Raw genomic sequence first — 17,434 nt, forward strand, 5'->3', positions numbered from 1 at the left:
CTTATTTGTTGACGATACTCTTGAGCGGGTCTGTCAGGTCTTTAACCATGGACCCAGCAAACGACCAAGTGATACCAACCTCGGCTTGCTTCATTTGTAATGCCATCAACTCCCCCAACGAGACCGGGTTGTTCGGATCGTTCATGCGACCAAAAACCTTTTCAAGCTTTTTGTTTGCATCGTTCACCACACCTTGAATGGACTGAATGACTTCCATACTTGCCTCACTGTTGCTTCAGGAGCGACTCAAAGCTTTCAGTACCCTTACTGGAAGCTTTTGAAACCAACTGCAAACCAACCGAGGTCGTGCTGCTTTCCCACATCATCGATATGAGGGAACCCACATCCAAATTGCCTCGAAAAGACTTCACACGACTATTAAAGAGGTTCAATTGACTCTCATAGCTGGTCTGAACTTGACCAACCGCCTCCTTCACCGGAGTGGATGTAACCGGCGGAGCTGACACGGCCTGATTGAAAAGGGATACGTCCGCTGAAGATGGCGTCGAAATGGGCGCACTGGACGAGCCCGTATTTAAAATTGAATTGGACGAAAGGTTCGCGGAAAGCAAATCTGGTGACATTGAATTTCTCCTTACTCAGTGATTGAGTGTTAATGCTGATGGAGAAGTTCAATTGGCCTATTGATGGACTTTTTGGCGGAGTCTTGAGGCGTATGCAACCACACCGAACAGTCCAATCAACTGCCGGTGGGCGCGAGCAAAATCTGGTCGACTAACAGACAGGCTATCGTGATTTAACTGGATAGATTGGGACTCAAGGCACGCAGCAGATCTTCTTCAGACCGACCACCAAAGGCTTGTAGTGCCTTGAGCTGGTCCTGCCCAATCGTACCCACATTGAAGTAATCACTTTGAGGGTTACTGAAGTAAAAACCGCTCACGCTGGCGGCTGGGCTCATGGCCAGGCTTTCGGTCAATGTCATGCCGATGTCGCCAGCCTGCAGCACCTCGAACATGGCCCGTTTGATGGTGTGCTCAGGGCAAGCGGGGTAGCCCGGGGCTGGGCGTATGCCTTGGTATTTTTCAGCGATGAGGTCTTCGTTGCTTAGGGCTTCAGCAGGTACGTAGCCCCAAAGGTCGGTGCGCACGCGCTGATGCAGGCATTCGGCAAAGGCTTCGGCCAGGCGGTCGGCAATGGCCTTGAACATGATGCTGCTGTAGTCATCATGCGCCTTCAGGAATTCCTGTTCCTTCTTTTCTACGCCAATGCCTGCGGTGACGGCGAACAGGCCGATGTAGTCGTCGCCCATGCCTTTGGGGGCGATGAAGTCGGCCAGCGATTTGTTGGCCACGCCTTCGCGCTTTTCGCCCTGCTGGCGCAGCGGGCTGTAGGTGAACAGCACTTTGCTGCGGGTGTCATCCTCATACACCTCGATGTGATCGTCGCCCACGGTGTTGGCGGGGTAAAAAGCCACCGCAGCGTTGGCTTGCAGCCAGCGGCCTTCAATGCACTTTTTCAGCATGGCCTGGCCGTCTTCAAACACGCGTCTTGCGGCTTCGCCCACCACCTCGTCTTGCAGAATGCGTGGGTAACCGCCGTGCAGGTCCCAGGTCTGGAAGAAAGGAGTCCAGTCGATGTACTGGGCGAGGTCAGCCAGGTCGTAGTTCTTGAAATGACGGCGGCCGATGAACTTCGGTTTGGGCGGCGTGTAATTGGCCCAATCAACTTTCAGCTTGTTGGCACGTGCGGCCTCCAGGCTGATGAGGGGTTGTGCTTTTTTGTTGGCGTGCTGCTCACGCACGCGTTGGTATTCCGCTTGCAGGTCGGCCTTGAATTGGTCCGCTGCTTCTTCAGACAACAGGTTGGAGGCCACACCGACAGACCGGCTGGCATCACTCACATACACGGTGGGGCCGTCGTAATGCGGCGCAATTTTCACCGCTGTGTGCACGCGGCTGGTGGTGGCACCACCAATCAACAAGGGAATGCCCCGGTCGCGGAAGTAGGGGTCACGTTGCATTTCGCTGGCCACGTAGGCCATTTCTTCCAGCGACGGGGTAATAAGGCCTGACAAACCGATGATGTCGGCATTGATTTCCTTGGCCTTGGCGAGAATTTGCTCGGCAGGCACCATCACGCCCATGTTTTCCACTTCAAAGTTGTTGCACTGAAGCACCACGGTGACAATGTTTTTACCAATGTCGTGCACATCACCTTTCACGGTGGCAATCAGGATTTTGCCCTTGGCTTTGGCGTCGCCACCAGCGGCCACCAATTGCTTTTTCTCTTCTTCAATGAATGGAATGAGGTGGGCCACAGCCTGCTTCATGACGCGGGCGCTTTTGACCACCTGTGGCAAGAACATTTTACCGGCGCCAAACAGGTCGCCGACAATGTTCATGCCGTCCATCAGCGGGCCTTCAATAACGTGCAATGGGCGGCCGCCTTTGGCGGCAATGGCCGCTCGGCATTCTTCCGTGTCTTCAACAATGAAGTTGGTGATGCCATGCACCAAGGCGTGCGCCAGGCGTTTTTCAACGGGTTGGTTGCGCCACTCCAGATTTTCTTCGGCTTTCTTTCCACCCGCTTTCAGCGTGGCAGCAAACTCGATCATGCGCTCAGTGGCTGTTTTGCCGAAGTCGGGATCGTTGGCGGGCAGATCAGGCTTGCGGTTGAGCACGATGTCTTCCACCCGCTTTTTCAGCTCGGGCTCCAGTTCATCGTACACACCCATCATGCCGGCGTTCACGATGCCCATCGTCATGCCATTTTTAATGGCGTGGTAAAGAAACACGGTGTGAATGGCTTCGCGGGCGGGCTCGTTGCCACGGAAAGAAAAACTGACGTTGGACACACCGCCAGAAATTTTGGCGTGGGGCAGGTTTTTCTTGATCCAACCGGTGGCCTCGATGAAGTCGTTGCCGTAGTTGTCGTGTTCCTCAATGCCCGTGGCAATGGCGAAAATATTGGGGTCGAAAATAATGTCTTCCGCTGGAAAGCCCACCTCGTTCACCAGGATGTTGTAGGCCCGTTCGCAAATTTCAATTTTGCGGGCGTAGGTGTCGGCCTGGCCTTTTTCATCGAATGCCATGACGATGACGGCGGCGCCGTAGCGCTTGCACAGCTTGGCCTGGCGCTTGAATTCGTCAACGCCTTCCTTCATGGAAATGGAGTTGACCACGGCTTTTCCCTGCACGCATTTCAGGCCCGCCTCAATCACTTCCCACTTGGAGGAGTCGATCATGACCGGCACGCGGGAAATGTCCGGCTCGGAGGCCATCAGGTTCAGAAAGCGCACCATGGCGGCCTTGGAATCCAGCATGGCTTCGTCCATGTTGACGTCCACAATTTGCGCGCCGTTTTCCACTTGCTGACGAGCCACACTGAGGGCCTCGTCGTATTGCTCGTTCAAAATCATGCGGGCAAAGGCTTTGGAACCGGTGACGTTGGTGCGCTCGCCCACGTTGATGAACAGGCTGTTGTCATCGATGTTCAGGGGTTCAAGGCCCGACAAGCGACACTTGGGTTCGGCCACCGGAATGACGCGTGGCTTTTGCCCTTCCAGCGCTTTGGCAATGGCGGCAATGTGATCGGGCGTGGTGCCGCAGCAACCACCAGCAATGTTGAGGAAGCCAGCTTGCGCAAATTCTTTCACCAAGCTGCTGGTGATGTCGGGGGTTTCATCAAAGCCGGTGTCGCTCATGGGGTTGGGCAAACCGGCATTCGGGTACACACAAATGGGCGCGTCGCAAATTTTGCTGAGTTCGGCCACATAGGGACGCATCAGTGTGGCGCCCAGCGCGCAGTTCAAGCCGATGGTAATCGGCTTGGCATGACGCACCGAGTTCCAGAAAGCTTCCACGGTTTGGCCCGACAAAATGCGGCCTGAGGCGTCTGTCACCGTGCCGGAAATCATGATGGGCAGGCGGTGGCCGGAATCTTCGAAATACTGGTCGATGGCAAACAGCGCGGCCTTGGCATTCAGCGTGTCGAAAATGGTTTCAACCAGCAGCAAGTCCACGCCGCCTTCCACCAAACCTTTGGTTTGCTGGTAGTAGGTGGCGACCAGCTCATCGAAGGTGATGTTGCGGGCACCGGGGTCGTTCACGTCGGGGCTGATGGACGCGGTTTTGGGCGTGGGGCCCAAAGCGCCCGCAGCAAAGCGGGGCTTGTCAGGGGTGGAATATTTCACGCAGGCGGCCTTACACAGACGGGCAGCCTCGCGGTTCATCTCGTCCACGAGGTGTTCCATCTCGTAGTCGGCCTGGGCCACGGTGGTGGCGCCAAAGGTGTTGGTCTCCAGAATGTCGGCACCCGCGGCCAGGTACTGCTCATGAATTTCAGTCATGATCTGCGGCTGTGTCAGCACCAGCAGTTCATTGTTGCCTTTGACATCCCGATGAAAATCGGCAAAGCGCTCGCCCCGGTACTGGGCCTCGGTGAGCTTGTAGCGCTGAATCATGGTGCCTGTGGCACCATCCAGAATCAGGATGCGCTTGGAAAACAGGTCACGGAGTAAGGCTTCGACTGCGGGGCCGTTGGCAGGCGAAGAAGCGGGGCGCGTGTTCATCGCGGGGCCTCTTGATGTGCGTTGGAAAATGCGTTAATTCAGATAAGCCCTGATTTTAACAGGCTTTACACCTTAACCACGGGCCTGCAGTGAAGCATGTTCCCGGCGCAGGCGCCATAAACCCACCAGGGTGGCCCCGGTCAGCACCAGCATGGTGATGCACAGCTCGAGGGAATTGAACAGAAAACCGTGCAAACCCCACATCAGATTGCTCACCAGAGTGGCCTTGCGCATGCCCTCGTTGCTGAGGACAAAGAACGACCAGGTGCCAATAAGCGTGGCCGCCAAAGGCAAGCTGCTGGACAACCAGCCTTGCCAAGTGAGCGAAGTGATGAGCACCGCCAAGGCGGTGAAAAACCAGGACAAGGCCAGACGACGTTTGAAAGGCCAGTGAAAAGTGTAAGCGCTGAGGGCTTGGCGAATGGCTGCCAGCACCATGATGCCCATGCCAGTGTGTACGCCGTTGAAGCCATACTGAACTGCCCAACCAGCCGAGGATGCGGCCAGCAACAGCTTGGTACGCCGTTCGTCAATGACCACGAAGCCCAATAGGTTAAGGGCCAGGGCCAAAGCGCCGGCCAATCGAGGGGCGATCTCAAGGGCCCAAGTGTTCATGCGGGGTTCAAAGGGTGAAACAAGCCATGAGCATACCGCTGTAATGTGACAACCCCAGTGATTGAGGTGACGTTCAAGAAATTGAACAACAGGGGTTTTACGGAGCAGTTCGGGTTTGCCCTGAGTTCGCCGATTTGTTAGATTGCTCAAAGTTGCCAACTCACGTGAGGCGGGCTTGCCCATGCTCAAATACATTCGCCAGTCCAGCCTGTCGACCCGACTGGTGTTGGGCAGTTTACTCTCGCTGGTTGTGCTGTCGATCCCGCTCACCTTGACCGGCTATTCGGTGCTGAAACAGCAAACCATTGAACAGGCTGGCCAAGCCGCCAAAGCCCAGGCCGAGCAAATTTCATGGTCGGTTGACCGCCATTTGAAGCAACACCTGAAAAGCCTGGTTTACACCGCCCAAGTGCAAGAGGCGATTGGCGACTTTGCACCCGACCAGCTTCAACGCATGATCGACCTGATGCGCAAAAACACCCCAGGCTACTTGTGGGTGGGCGTGGCAGCGCCCGATGGTGCGGTGCTGGCCTCGGTGGACAACCTGCTGGTGGGAAAGAATGTGGGCAAGCGGCCGTGGTTTCAGAAGGGGCTGAAACAGTCGGCCATCATGGATTTGCATGAGGCCGCCATGCTGGCCGCTTTGCTGCCCGAGCGGGCTTATGACAAATACCAGTTCATTGATTTCACCACCCCCCTGCACAACCCGGACGGCAGCACCTACGCGGTGATTGGTATTCATCTGGACTGGAAATACTTCATCAACGAGGTGGAACAGGACATTTTCAGTCAGCGCAAGGTGTCCATGCCCACCGTGATTTTGGCCGGGGATGGCAGCTTGCGCCTTGGCAACCGGACTGAACTGGCTGACCTGCACGAGAAAACCCAATGGAGCCAGTTCAAGGGGTTCAAACTGGCACAACAAGGACAAACCAACTGGTCCATTGAGCGCCTGGCCGATGGCAAAGAATATTTGGTGGCTTTTTCACCCGCGAATCAGTCGGTTGAAGTGCAGGGCCTGGGTTGGGTTGCGGCCACAGTGACGCCACTCACCGTGGTTGAAAAGCCGATTTCGGACGCATTGCTGTATGCCTTGGTGGCTTTGTTGCTGGGCACTGCAGGCACTTTGACGTTGGTCGGCGTGCTGGGTCGAAGTGTATCGAAGTCGGCCTCGCGTTATGTGGACATGGTTCGCAAAGGAGACTCGCCGGCCGTGCGTGCCTCGATGGAAGATTTGCCCAAGGAATTGCAACCGCTGTCACGGGAAATTTTTAATCTGACCCAAGATCTTCAGGCTCAAAGTGTGAGCCTGAGCAAGGCACTGACCCAAGCCAAGGAAAGCTATTGGGTGGTGGAAGCATTGATACGCCAGGCGCCCCTGCCGATTGCCATGTTTGACATGAACATGTGCTATGTGGCGGCATCAGGCCAATGGGAGCTGACCTTTTGCCAACAGGCCGGGAGCTTGACTGGCCGTTCGCACTATGATGTTGTGCCCAATATTCCCGACAACTGGCGTGCGGCCCACCAAGCGGGCATGGAAGGCCGAAGCCTGATGGCCATGGCCGATGCCTGGACAGCGCCCGATGGCCAGGAACTGCTGCTGGACTGGGTGATTGAACCCTGGAACCGTCCAGATGGCGAACGTGGCGGCATCATCATCATGTGCCGGGATGTGACCGAAGATGCACGCCTGCGCAGCGAACTTGCCGAGAGCGAAGAGCGCTTCAAACTGGCGATGGAGGGCTCATATGACGGCTTGTGGGACTGGAAAGTGGGCGAAGAGGCGATTTACTTTTCACCCAGCTGGAAGCGCCTCTTGGGTTATGAAGAGCATGAGCTTGAGAACTTGTTTTCAACCTGGGAACGCCTGACCGTACCCGACGATGCGGAAAGAGCCAAGACAGAGCTGCTGGCCTGCCTGAACAACCCGTCGGCATCCAGCTTTGAAAGCGCTTTCCGAATGGTTCACAAGTCAGGGCATTTGGTGGACATCCTCTCGCGGGCATTGATTGTTCGGGACGCCGATGGCAAAGCCTTGCGTGTGGTGGGTACGCATTTTGACCGGACCAAAGAATTGGCGCTGGAGCAACGTGCTCGGGAAGCCTCCATTGCAGCCGAGGTTGAGCGGGAGGCCAACAACGCAAAGGGCCGTTTCCTGGCAACCATCAGCCATGAAATTCGCACACCCCTCAATGGCGTGATTGGGTTTGCCAAATTGCTGCAAATGGATTTGCCAAGCGGCCCACAGCGTGAGCACGCGGGGTACCTGGTTCAAACCGCGGAGACATTGTCGACCATTCTGAATGACATTCTGGATTTCTCGAAACTTGAATCGGGCATGTTGGCATTGTCGAATGCGCCGTTTGCGCTGGATGAAGTGTTGCGCGGCAGCTCCGAATTGATTCGCATGAATTGCGCCGCCAAACAAATCGACTTTGAATTGGTGACGGCGATGGAACCGGGATTGGTTTACTCAGGCGATGCAGGTCGTCTTCGCCAGATCATCCAAAATTTATTGTCCAACGCCATTAAATTCACCGACCAAGGCAAGGTTCAACTGGTGGTCCGTGTAGAGCCTGGCAGCCAACAAGGCGACACGGTGTGCTTTGAAGTTCGGGATACCGGCCGAGGTGTGCCGGCAGACAAATTGCCCCTGTTGTTCAAACCCTTCGTTCAAGTGCACAGTGACGGCGAGAACCGGCTCGGCGGCACAGGCTTGGGTTTGTCCATTGTGAAAAACCTGGTGGAAGCTATGGGGGGACACATTCATATGGAGTCCACCTTTGGGGAGGGTTCCGTGGTGAAATTCACCATTCCGCTGATGCGGGTGGACCAAAAGGCCCGCGCCATGGTGGAACGCATTCAACCTGCGCGCAGCCTGCAACTTCTGGTGGCAGACGACACGCCATTGAACCTGAAATTGTTGACCTTGTTCCTTGAAAAAGATGGGCATGCGGTGCACTGCGCAACCGATGGCATGGACGCCTTGAAGCAGGCACAACAATCACCTTTTGACTTTATTCTGCTGGACATTGACATGCCCAAGTTGTCGGGTCTTGAGGTAACACGCCGGATTCGCGCAGGGGATGGGCCCAACCAGAACACGCCGATTGCTGCACTCACGGGTTACGCCTTTGAAAGCGACCGCATTGAATCGGAAAAGGCTGGGATGAATTATCACTTTGCCAAGCCCATTCAATTTGATGCCTTGCTGAACCAGTTGGCCCTGCGCAGCCGTGCAGACGTAACCACCCAGTGAACCCGATTAATGGTGACCAGGTTGTGCGACCGGTATCCAGTGGCCATCTTTTTTGACCACTTCGTACCGGGCCCATCGCTTGAACGCTTCGGCTGAGCTAAGCCCAGTGTCGTACAGGTTTGCACCCGCCACGTTTTTGTAGATGACTTGCTGAGTGGCCGAGTCTTTGTACGGAGTCACCAGCGACATATCCAGCAACTCGCGCACACACCAGCGGTAGCCCACCTGGCCATTGCTGTAAAAAGAGCCCACAGTGAGGGTTTGCGGGTGCAAGCCTTCCTTTTCGGAATGCTGAACGGCATGCTCAAACAGTTCGGACAACACATCGGTGCTGACGTCCACAAATGACTTCATGTGGGAGATGGCATAGGCGAAATCTTCATGGGTGAGCGAAACGCCCGCTTCGTCGGCTGTGTCGATGTTGACCCGTTTGGCCCTCGAAAAATGGTGCGGATACCGTCGCCATGGGAACAGAGCATTAAAGAGCACCCCCACCGTGAACAAGGCCGCCACATTGAACCACACCGGGTTTAGCAGATATCCATAGCCCAGGTGCGTGACCGCCGGACCGCCGATGACAGCCGCCAAGGCAGTGGCACCACCCGGCGGGTGAATGCAACGGGCGAAATACATGGCGGACACCGACACACCCACCGCCAATGCTGCGGCCAACAGCATGTGGGGAACCCAACGTGCGCAGGTCACCCCGATCAACGCGGCCAGTGTATGACTACCCCACACCGCCCATGGCTGGGACAAAGGGCCGTGTGGCACCGCGAAGATGAGCACGGCCGATGCCCCCATGGAGGCCACCACCAACAAGTTGGGCGTCCCCCCCATGGCAAGGCTGGAGGTGACCACCACCGCCAAAATACCCAAAAATGCACCCAAACCGGATATCAGCTTTTCGAGGTGGCCAGTGGTGTTGGATTCCAGCCCGACAATGGACCGAAATCGTCGGACCGCCGGTTGCTGCTTGAATGCAGAAAGGTTCATGACGACAAAGGCTTGATGAGGTTTAACAGTGTTTGACGTTGTGGCGCATTGTGCACCGAATGGGTGCACAACGGAACTGGTTGATTCCCGAACAAGCTTGAAATCATGAGCCCCCGCTTGCGGCACAATGTCGGTTTGATTGCTGCCCCTCACTGGAGAAGCCATGGATTTGCTGATGGACCCGAATGTCTGGATTGCTTTTGCGATTTTGACCAGCCTGGAAATTGTGTTGGGCATTGACAACGTGATCTTCATCACGGTGCTGGTGTCCAAGTTGCCCATGGATATTCAGGACCGCGTTCGCCGATTTGGACTGATGTTTGCCATGGTCACGCGGGTGGGCCTGCTGTTTTCTCTGTCTTGGATCATCGGACTGACTGAACCACTGTTTGACGCCTTCGGCAAAGCAGTGACCGGGCGGGATTTGGTGCTGTTTTTCGGAGGCTTGTTTTTGCTGTGGAAGGCCTCCAAGGAAATCTACTTGCAGGTGGAAGTGCCGAACCACACAGAAGAATCCGCAGGCACGGCCAAAGTGGCTGGTAAAACCGGTGCGGCGCTGTTTTGGGGCTCCATCGTTCAAATTGGAATTTTGGACATTGTGTTTAGCCTGGACTCGGTGATCACGGCGGTTGGCATGGTTGATCAAATCCAGGTCATGATTGCTGCCGTCATGGTGGCCGTGGGCGTGATGATGGTGGCCGCCAAGCCGATTGGCGAATTTGTGGAAAAACACGCCTCGGTGAAGGTACTGGCTTTGTCGTTCCTGATGATGGTGGGCATGCTGCTGATCGCGGAAAGCTTCGGCGTGCATGTGCCCAAGGCCTACCTCTACAGTGCCATGGGGTTTTCACTGTTGGTGGAACTGCTGAACCTGCGCTCGCGAAGCAAGGCCAAAGCAACCTGACCCGGACAGCTTGGTATACACTCTGTTTAGTTTTAGCAATGTCGGCTTTGGTGCTGCCGAGATGGCGGAGGCAGTATGCGGTGGTTGTCAGGTGCGTTGAGTTCGTTGCTGGGTGCATTGGCCATGGTGCTATTGGCCATGGGTGTCTCAACGCTCATGGGCAACAGCTACTCAAGTGAATCAGCCCGGAAATTTGCGCCCGGCGTGCACGCCATCATGCGGCATGCCACGGCGCCCGGCGCTGGCGACCCGAAAGCGTTTGATTTGCGGCGGTGCGAAACACAGCGCAACTTGAGCACACAGGGCCGAGACGAAGCGGCCATGATCGGTGAGTACCTTCGGAATCGACCGTTTCATTTCACAGCCGTGCACACCAGCCAATGGTGTCGCTCCAAGGAGACAGCACAGTTGCTTGGGCTGGGACCCGGAAAGGAACTGCCCGCACTGAACTCCTTTTTCAACGATGACAGCACGCAAGAAGAACAAACCCGGGAACTGAAGAACTTCCTGATTCAGTTGGGGCCACGGGATAAGGTGCTGCTGGTGACCCACCAAGTGAACATCACGGCCCTGACGGGGTTGTACCCACAACCGGGTGAAATCGTGTTTTTCACCATACAACCCACCGGAAAAGTCACTGTGGTGGAACGGCTTAAACCGGCGGAGATGGGTCGGCGCGGGTAACCAAAGCAATGCCCAGCACCACCGGCACAATGCCGAGAAAATCGAGCGGGTGCAGCGGCTCATCAAGCAGCCAATACCCCGCCAACAAACCCAGGGGTGGTGTTAAAAACAGCCACACACTGGCGGCACTGGCAGTGCCTTTTTCAAGCATGTTGAACCACAGCAGATAGCCCGCAATCGATACCACCAACACCATCCAGGCCAGCGAATACCCAAACCGCGGAGTGAACTGCATCGCCGACCAGGGTTCCATCCACAAGGCCAGCGGCAACAAGGTGACACCGGACAATACAATCTGAAAACCAGTGGCTGCCACAACGCCCATGTGCACTGGGTACTTTTTGTAGAACACAGTCCCACTGGCCAAGGTAAACAGGGCCAACAGCACCAGGATGAAACCGTGGAGGGAGTCGGCCGGCCCACCGACCCGGCTGCGGACAATAAAAGCCACTCCGGCAAAACCCAGACACAAACCCAGCCACTTGATGCGGGACAGCGGCTCCTTCAACCACCACGCCGACAATGCGGCCACCACAATGGGGTTGGCACTGATCAGGATGGTTGCCAACCCGGAACTGAGCGAACCCATGCCGGTCCAGCTCAAGCCGAGGTAAAGCGAGTGATTGCACCAACCCAACACCAGCAGGACCCACCACTCCCGACCTTTTGGCCATCGAAGGTCACCACGCAAGGCCGACCAGGCCATGAGCAAGGCCCCTGCAATCAGAAAGCGCACGCTGAGAAACAACAAGGGGGGGCTGTCCAACAAGCCCAGTTTGGCGGCTGGAAAGGCGCTGGTCCAGATGAGCACGAAGGGCAAGGCAAGGGCGGCAATCGGCATAACGTTACATTCTCAATGTGAACAGACTCAAGGCGATCAAGCTGGCAGCAAATAGTCGGCGATGTGAATGAGCGCGTTCTTTGAACACCCCAATGGACAACAGCGTGGCAATCACAATACCCGCATTGCTGAACGAAACGGCCACTGCGGCCGGCAGTACTCGCATGGCGTGAATGACCAACACATACGCGAGGCCGATGCACAATCCCCCCACCAGGACCATCCAGAGCGGAGGTCGTGCAGCAGGGGACCAACGCCCCGTGCGGTACTTCAAGTCGATACTCAAGATCAGCCATCCACTGGCATAACCAAATGACACATACCCAAGCAGCGCCAAAAATGAGGGGATGTGTTGCGTGGCCTGCTGGTCGCTCAGGGAATAAATGCTGGTGCACACCATGGACAACAGCGCCCAAGGTAGTGCGCCCTGCTGATTGGTTGAGCGAATACCCACGGTGAGCAGCAACAGGCCAGCGCCCCCCAACAACAAGGCTCCCCACGCCAATCCGGGGAGTTGTTGACCCAATAAAATGCTGCCCCAGACTGCGATCAGGAGTGGGGAGCTGCGCACCAGGGGGTACACCAGTGACACGGGCGCATGGCTGTAGGCTCGGGTCAAACCCAAAAAGTAAATCGCATTCGACAATGCCGACAATACCAGGCAACCCACCAGATGAATCGACCATTGGACCGTGGTGAACAAGGTCACCAAACCCCAAGGGGCCAACAGGAGACCGTGCCCCAGCAAGATCCACCACAGAAGCCCACTTTCCCGAGGCTGCTGGCGTGCCATGAGGTTCCAGCTGACATGCATCAACACGGACAGCAATACCCACAGCAAGGCTTGATCAATGTCGGACAGCAAAACAATGGTCCACGGCGAAAACTGTTAGCTATAACGGAGATGAAGCACTTGGACAACTGGGGTTTGTGTGGGGGCGCACTTTGACAGAGATCCTTTGGCTATCATGCAGTTTGGTGTTTTGAAACGGTCGCAGTGGCGTGTCATGGTTAAATCCTCCAACAATGGTGACGGCAAAGCTGTCCCCTCGGGCCGGCTGGCTCGCCTGTCAAAATTCGGTGCATTGGCCACCACCGTGGCCGGCTCGGTGGTGAAAAACGGCACCAAACAACTGGTACAAGGCAAGCGCCCCAAACTCAGCGACTTGCTGTTGACCCCGAAAAATGCACTGCGCGTGGCCAATCAACTGGCCCAACTGCGAGGTGCCGCCATGAAATTGGGCCAACTGATTTCCATGGATGCCGGGGACATGCTGTCGCCACAATTGGCCGACATTTTGGCGCGACTGCGTTCAGATGCGCACCACATGCCCAAAGCCCAGTTGCACGAGATGTTGGTGCAGGAATGGGGCAGCGAGTGGAGAAGCCGCCTGGCCAGCTTTGATGAAAACCCGGTGGCCGCAGCCTCCATTGGACAAGTGCACCGTGCGGTGTCGCTGGATGGAAAAGCGCTGGCCATCAAGATTCAATACCCCGGTGTGCGGGAAAGTATCGACAGCGACATCGACAATGTGGCGTCCATTTTGCGCTTCACCGGCCTGGTGCCGGATACCTTGGACATTCGTGCGCTGCTTCACGAAGCAAAAAAGCAGTTGCATGAGGAGGCGGATTACCAACGGGAAGCGGATTGCCTTGAACAATTTCGAGAGGCAATGGGCCATTGGCCCCAGTGCATCATTCCCGGGGTGCACCGGGCTTTGAGCACCCCGCGAATTTTGGCGATGGACTTTGTAGAAGGCGAGCCAATTGAAAACCTGGCCACTGCGCCACAAGCGGTTCGGGATGGTGTGCTGACCACCCTGTTCACCTTGATGTTTCGCGAATTGTTGCACATGCGTTTGATGCAGACCGACCCCAACTTTGCCAATTATTTGGTGAGGCCCGCGCAACAGGCCGTGGTGTTGCTCGACTTTGGCGCAACGCGCCGCTTTACGCCAGAACTGGTGGCCGGTTACCAGGCCGTGATGAACGCTGCATTGGTTGGCAGTCGGCAAGCCCTTGAACAGGCTGCACTCCAGATTGGCTATTTTGACCACGAGACCCAAGCCCACCACCGTGAACTGGTGCTCGACCTGATGGCGTTGGCCTGTGAGCCCCTGTGTACTGTCGGGGCCTACGATTTTGGTGAGGCGAACCTGGCCGAGCGCCTGCGGGACACAGGCCTTGCTTTGGCGGAAGACCGCCAGTTTTGGCACACGCCCCCCGTGGACTGCCTGTTTTTACACCGAAAAATGGGGGGCTTGTTTTTGCTGGCCACCCGACTGAAAGCCAGGGTCAACATTCAGGATTGTGTGGCCCTGGCTAAGCCTGCAGCTGAATGAACTCAACACTGAAACACACGCCCCGGCCATGCAGGCCTTCACTCACGCGGATGTGGGTGTGGTACCTGCGAGCGATTTCAGCGCAAATGGACAAACCCAGCCCTGAACCTGTGCTGGCATGGGGCGCGGCACGGTAAAAACGTTCGAACACGCGGTCTCGGTGCTCGGGCAAAATGCCGGGACCATCGTCGGCAACGGACAGCCTCACTCTCCGACCAGGCAGTGCATTGAAAGCGACCCGCACCTCGCCGCCTGGCTGGGTGTACAACACAGCGTTATGGACCAGGTTGCGCAGCAAAATCCACAGGGCATCGGCTTGAACCTGGAGCGCAAAATCGCTGGGCAATTCACCATCGACCTCAACGTGGAAGTTGATGGATTTGCTGTTGAGCAACTCGGAGAAGTCGGCGCGCAACAGCGGCAGAAAGGTTCCCGGTTTGGCGGCAGCGGGTCCGTTGGTCTCGGCCTGTGCGTCAAGACGGGACAACTCCAGCAATTGCGTGATGAGGTGACTGCAACGGTCCACACCGGACAGTAAATCATCAATGATGTCAGCCCGCTCCAAGGGTTGATCTTGAAACCGCTGGAGCAATTGCACATTGGTTCGCAAACCTGACAGAGGGGTGCGCAACTCATGCGCGGCATCGGCGGTGAATCGACGTTCCCGGTCCATGCCTTCGGCAATGCGACCCAAGGCCGCGTTCAGGGCTTGCAGCAATGGTTGAATTTCGGATGGCACGCCACCGGCGTCCACCTGTTGGAGGCAACCACTGTCGATCCGATCCACCTGCAAAACAGCATGTCGAACCGGCGCAAACGCCCGGAACACCACGTAGCGTACAGCGAAAAATGCGGTGGGCAACATGAACAGCGAGAACCAAAACAAGTGGGTCAAGAAATTGGAGATCACCTCCAGGCGGTGTTGCTTGGGCTCGGCCATCAGGATTCGAAATTCACCGGACTCATGCAAAAGGTTGTAGATGCGTAAATCGCCTTCTGGCGTTGATCGCCAGGAGAAGCCCTGCTGATCCAATGGTGCCAAAGGCTCTGAGGGTGCAGACCCACTGCGATATTTCAAGGTGCCAGTTTTGTCCCACAACTGAAAAGACAGATAATGCCCATCACCACGAACCAACGGGTGATCGGCATACGCTGCAGAGCCCATTTCTGCAAACTCGTGCTCAGAAAAATGCAGCAACAGGTCGGCCGTTTCGGCAATCGACATGTCGAACAACTCTTGGCTTTCCCTGCGGGCTTCCACATACAGGTAGGCGGCGCTGGCCACCCACAAGGCCGTGATCAGTGCAAAGACCAGCAGGGTGAGTCGCTGGCGAAGTGACCAGGTGCTCATGGCTGACGCCCCATGCGATAACCCTGACCATGGACTGTTTCAATGCGCTGCTTGCCCACTTTTTTCCGCAGGTTGTGAATGTGCACCTCCAGTGAATTGCTGCCCACTTCCTCGCCCCATCCATAAGTGACCTGCTCCAGACGGTCTTTGGACACGGTCATGTTGCCTGCTTGCATCAACGCTTGAAGAATCTTGAACTCCCGATTGGTCAGCGACACAGCCTGCCCCTGCAAGGTGACCGCCTGGCGTTCCGGGTACAGAATCAACTCACCAACCTGAAGTGTATTGCCGGTGCGGCCCTGCGCACGCCGAATGCCGACCCGTATTCGGGCGGCCAGCTCATCCAGATCAAAGGGTTTGATGATGAAGTCATCCGCTCCACCATCCAGGTTGGCAATCCGTTCAGACAGGTCACTTCGAGCTGTCAAAATCAGCACTGGCATGCGCCACCCACGGCGGCGAATGTCCTGCAACACGGCATGGCCATCCATGTCGGGCAAGCCCAGGTCCAGCAAAACCGTGTCATATGCATGGGTCATCAGGGCCGTCAGGGCAGAGCCACCAGTGGTGATCCAGTCCACGGTCAGGCCTTCGGCTTGCAACCCCCGTTGCACCGCCTTGCCCAGCAAGGCATCGTCTTCAACCAGCAATACGCGCATACATGGCCTTGGTTTCAATATGGTGCACACTGTAGCCTGCAAACCTTAAGGCACGCTTAAGCAGTGTGAACTACACTGCAGGCTTGTTGTTGGCTCAGGAAACATTTGGCATGCGTGTCCCCCTTACATTCCATCGACTCAGCCTTGGCGTTTCAAGCCTGGTATTGAGCAGTGTCTGCGTGGCAGCAACAGCGGAACCCGTGCTCATGACGCCCGCGCAAATCAAGGCTGCGCGTATTCAAACAGCACCCGTCACCTCGACACAGCAGCAGAGCGGGGCGCTTACCCTGTCGGGCACGGTGCGCCCCTCTAGCAGTGGTTTGTTGGCGGTGCCAGCCACGGAGGATGTCTCGGTCGCAGAGGTGGTTCAGCCCAACTTGTCGATGGTTAAAAAAGGCGACGTTGTGCTGAAGGTGTTTGGCGCAGCTTTGGTACAGGCCCAACAGGCACTGTTGAATGCGGCAACCTCCGCGCGGCTGGAACACCAAAACCTGCGGCGGGACTCCGCTTTGTTGCAGGACGGCCTGATTGCGCAAAGACGATTGCAGGACACCCAGGCAAGGGTACAGATGGCGCAGTTTGGTGTGCAGGCTGCCCGGCAGACACTGCTGGGCATGGGGCTTTCGGCCGACACAGTGCGGCGCATTGAACACAGTGGAGAGGTTCGCAGCCCCGTCGAGATCCAGGCGCCGGCCAATGGTCAGTTGAATTCACTCACCGCACTGGCCGGTCAGCGCGTCAAGGCGGGCGACCCGCTGTTTCAGGTGGCCACCGCGCAGCAACCCGATGTGTTGCTCAATGCAAGCACCTCGCAAGCGGCCCTGGTGGCTGTGGGCGATGGGGTCGTGGTGCCCGGGTGTACCGCACCAGGTCGAGTCACGGGGGTTGGGCAGTCCATCAACCCAGACACCCAGGCCTTGGACATTCGCGTGGCCATGCCTGCCAGTCCTTGCTTGCGCTTGAATCAGCTGGTCCAGGCCACGATTCAGAGCCAACGCAAACCCGCAGATCCCACCGGGTTTGCCGTACCCGCACAAGCCGTGTTGAACAATGCGGGCCAACGTTGGATTTTTATTCAGAACACGCAGGGGTTTGACGCCGTGGAAGTCCAGGTGTTGTCCCAAACCGGCGATACAGCGGCCATTCGACCCATCCATGCGCGGCCAAACCTGGCTCAAGCGCAGGTGGCCGTCAGTGGATTGGCACTCATCAAGGGTGCCTGGCGTGGTCTGGGCGCCGAGTAACC

Annotated in this window: 14 protein-coding genes; 5 read left to right on the top strand and 9 right to left on the bottom strand. The window is 56.7% G+C overall.

Annotated features, from left to right (window positions below):
- Position 1: 1 nt before the first annotated feature.
- The 4 genes from VGE55_RS13240 to VGE55_RS13255 all read right to left on the bottom strand — a co-directional run bounded on the left by VGE55_RS13240 (position 2) and on the right by VGE55_RS13255 (position 5,149).
- Positions 2 to 217 carry a hypothetical protein gene (locus tag VGE55_RS13240; protein WP_331132152.1) on the bottom strand — a complete coding sequence of 72 codons (216 nt, stop codon included), beginning with the start codon at positions 215 to 217 and terminating at the stop codon, positions 2 to 4.
- A 7-nt stretch (positions 218 to 224) separates the two neighbouring features.
- Positions 225 to 584 carry a hypothetical protein gene (locus VGE55_RS13245; protein WP_331132153.1) on the bottom strand — a complete coding sequence of 120 codons (360 nt, stop codon included), beginning with the start codon at positions 582 to 584 and terminating at the stop codon, positions 225 to 227.
- Between the two features lie 173 nt (positions 585 to 757).
- Positions 758 to 4,534: a methionine synthase gene (gene metH / locus VGE55_RS13250; protein ID WP_331132154.1), complete on the bottom strand. Its 3,777-nt coding sequence runs from the start codon at positions 4,532 to 4,534 to the stop codon at positions 758 to 760.
- Positions 4,535 to 4,606: 72 nt separating this feature from the next.
- Positions 4,607 to 5,149, bottom strand: coding sequence for a YgjV family protein (locus VGE55_RS13255; RefSeq protein ID WP_331132155.1), 543 nt, complete (start codon positions 5,147 to 5,149; stop codon positions 4,607 to 4,609).
- A 181-nt stretch (positions 5,150 to 5,330) separates the two neighbouring features.
- Here VGE55_RS13255 and VGE55_RS13260 point away from each other — a divergent pair, with 181 nt between their 5' ends.
- Positions 5,331 to 8,411 carry an ATP-binding protein gene (locus VGE55_RS13260; protein ID WP_331132156.1) on the top strand — a complete coding sequence of 1,027 codons (3,081 nt, stop codon included), beginning with the start codon at positions 5,331 to 5,333 and terminating at the stop codon, positions 8,409 to 8,411.
- A 6-nt stretch (positions 8,412 to 8,417) separates the two neighbouring features.
- Here VGE55_RS13260 and VGE55_RS13265 read toward each other — a convergent pair whose 3' ends face one another.
- Entirely contained in the window at positions 8,418 to 9,407 is a 990-nt protein-coding gene (locus VGE55_RS13265) for an HPP family protein (protein ID WP_331132157.1), read from the bottom strand.
- Positions 9,408 to 9,570: 163 nt separating this feature from the next.
- Here VGE55_RS13265 and VGE55_RS13270 point away from each other — a divergent pair, with 163 nt between their 5' ends.
- Complete coding sequence (locus tag VGE55_RS13270; protein ID WP_331132158.1) at positions 9,571 to 10,311, top strand: TerC family protein; 741 nt, start codon at positions 9,571 to 9,573, stop codon at positions 10,309 to 10,311.
- Positions 10,312 to 10,386: 75 nt separating this feature from the next.
- Positions 10,387 to 10,995, top strand: coding sequence for a histidine phosphatase family protein (locus VGE55_RS13275; protein WP_331132159.1), 609 nt, complete (start codon positions 10,387 to 10,389; stop codon positions 10,993 to 10,995).
- Here the strand turns inward: VGE55_RS13275 and VGE55_RS13280 are convergent.
- Positions 10,964 to 11,836: a DMT family transporter gene (locus tag VGE55_RS13280; protein WP_331132160.1), complete on the bottom strand. Its 873-nt coding sequence runs from the start codon at positions 11,834 to 11,836 to the stop codon at positions 10,964 to 10,966. The genes VGE55_RS13275 and VGE55_RS13280 overlap by 32 nt on opposite strands.
- Before the next feature lie 4 nt (positions 11,837 to 11,840).
- Positions 11,841 to 12,701 (bottom strand): EamA family transporter, encoded by an 861-nt coding sequence (locus VGE55_RS13285; protein ID WP_331132161.1) that lies wholly within the window; start codon positions 12,699 to 12,701, stop codon positions 11,841 to 11,843.
- A gap of 142 nt (positions 12,702 to 12,843) precedes the next feature.
- Here VGE55_RS13285 and VGE55_RS13290 point away from each other — a divergent pair, with 142 nt between their 5' ends.
- Positions 12,844 to 14,178: an AarF/ABC1/UbiB kinase family protein gene (locus VGE55_RS13290; RefSeq protein WP_331132162.1), complete on the top strand. Its 1,335-nt coding sequence runs from the start codon at positions 12,844 to 12,846 to the stop codon at positions 14,176 to 14,178.
- Here VGE55_RS13290 and VGE55_RS13295 read toward each other — a convergent pair.
- On the bottom strand, positions 14,159 to 15,529 hold the full coding sequence (locus VGE55_RS13295) for an ATP-binding protein (RefSeq protein ID WP_331132163.1): 1,371 nt from the start codon (positions 15,527 to 15,529) through the stop codon (positions 14,159 to 14,161). The genes VGE55_RS13290 and VGE55_RS13295 overlap by 20 nt on opposite strands.
- Entirely contained in the window at positions 15,526 to 16,188 is a 663-nt protein-coding gene (locus tag VGE55_RS13300) for a response regulator (RefSeq protein ID WP_331132164.1), read from the bottom strand. Before VGE55_RS13300 ends, VGE55_RS13295 begins: the two co-directional genes overlap by 4 nt.
- Positions 16,189 to 16,298: 110 nt before the next feature.
- On the opposite strand from VGE55_RS13300, the gene VGE55_RS13305 reads away from it, so the two are divergent.
- Positions 16,299 to 17,432 (top strand): efflux RND transporter periplasmic adaptor subunit, encoded by a 1,134-nt coding sequence (locus tag VGE55_RS13305; protein WP_331132165.1) that lies wholly within the window; start codon positions 16,299 to 16,301, stop codon positions 17,430 to 17,432.
- Positions 17,433 to 17,434: the final 2 nt, after the last annotated feature.

The organism is Limnobacter sp. (assembly GCF_036405155.1).
In the GTDB taxonomy this organism is placed as follows: domain Bacteria; phylum Pseudomonadota; class Gammaproteobacteria; order Burkholderiales; family Burkholderiaceae_B; genus Limnobacter.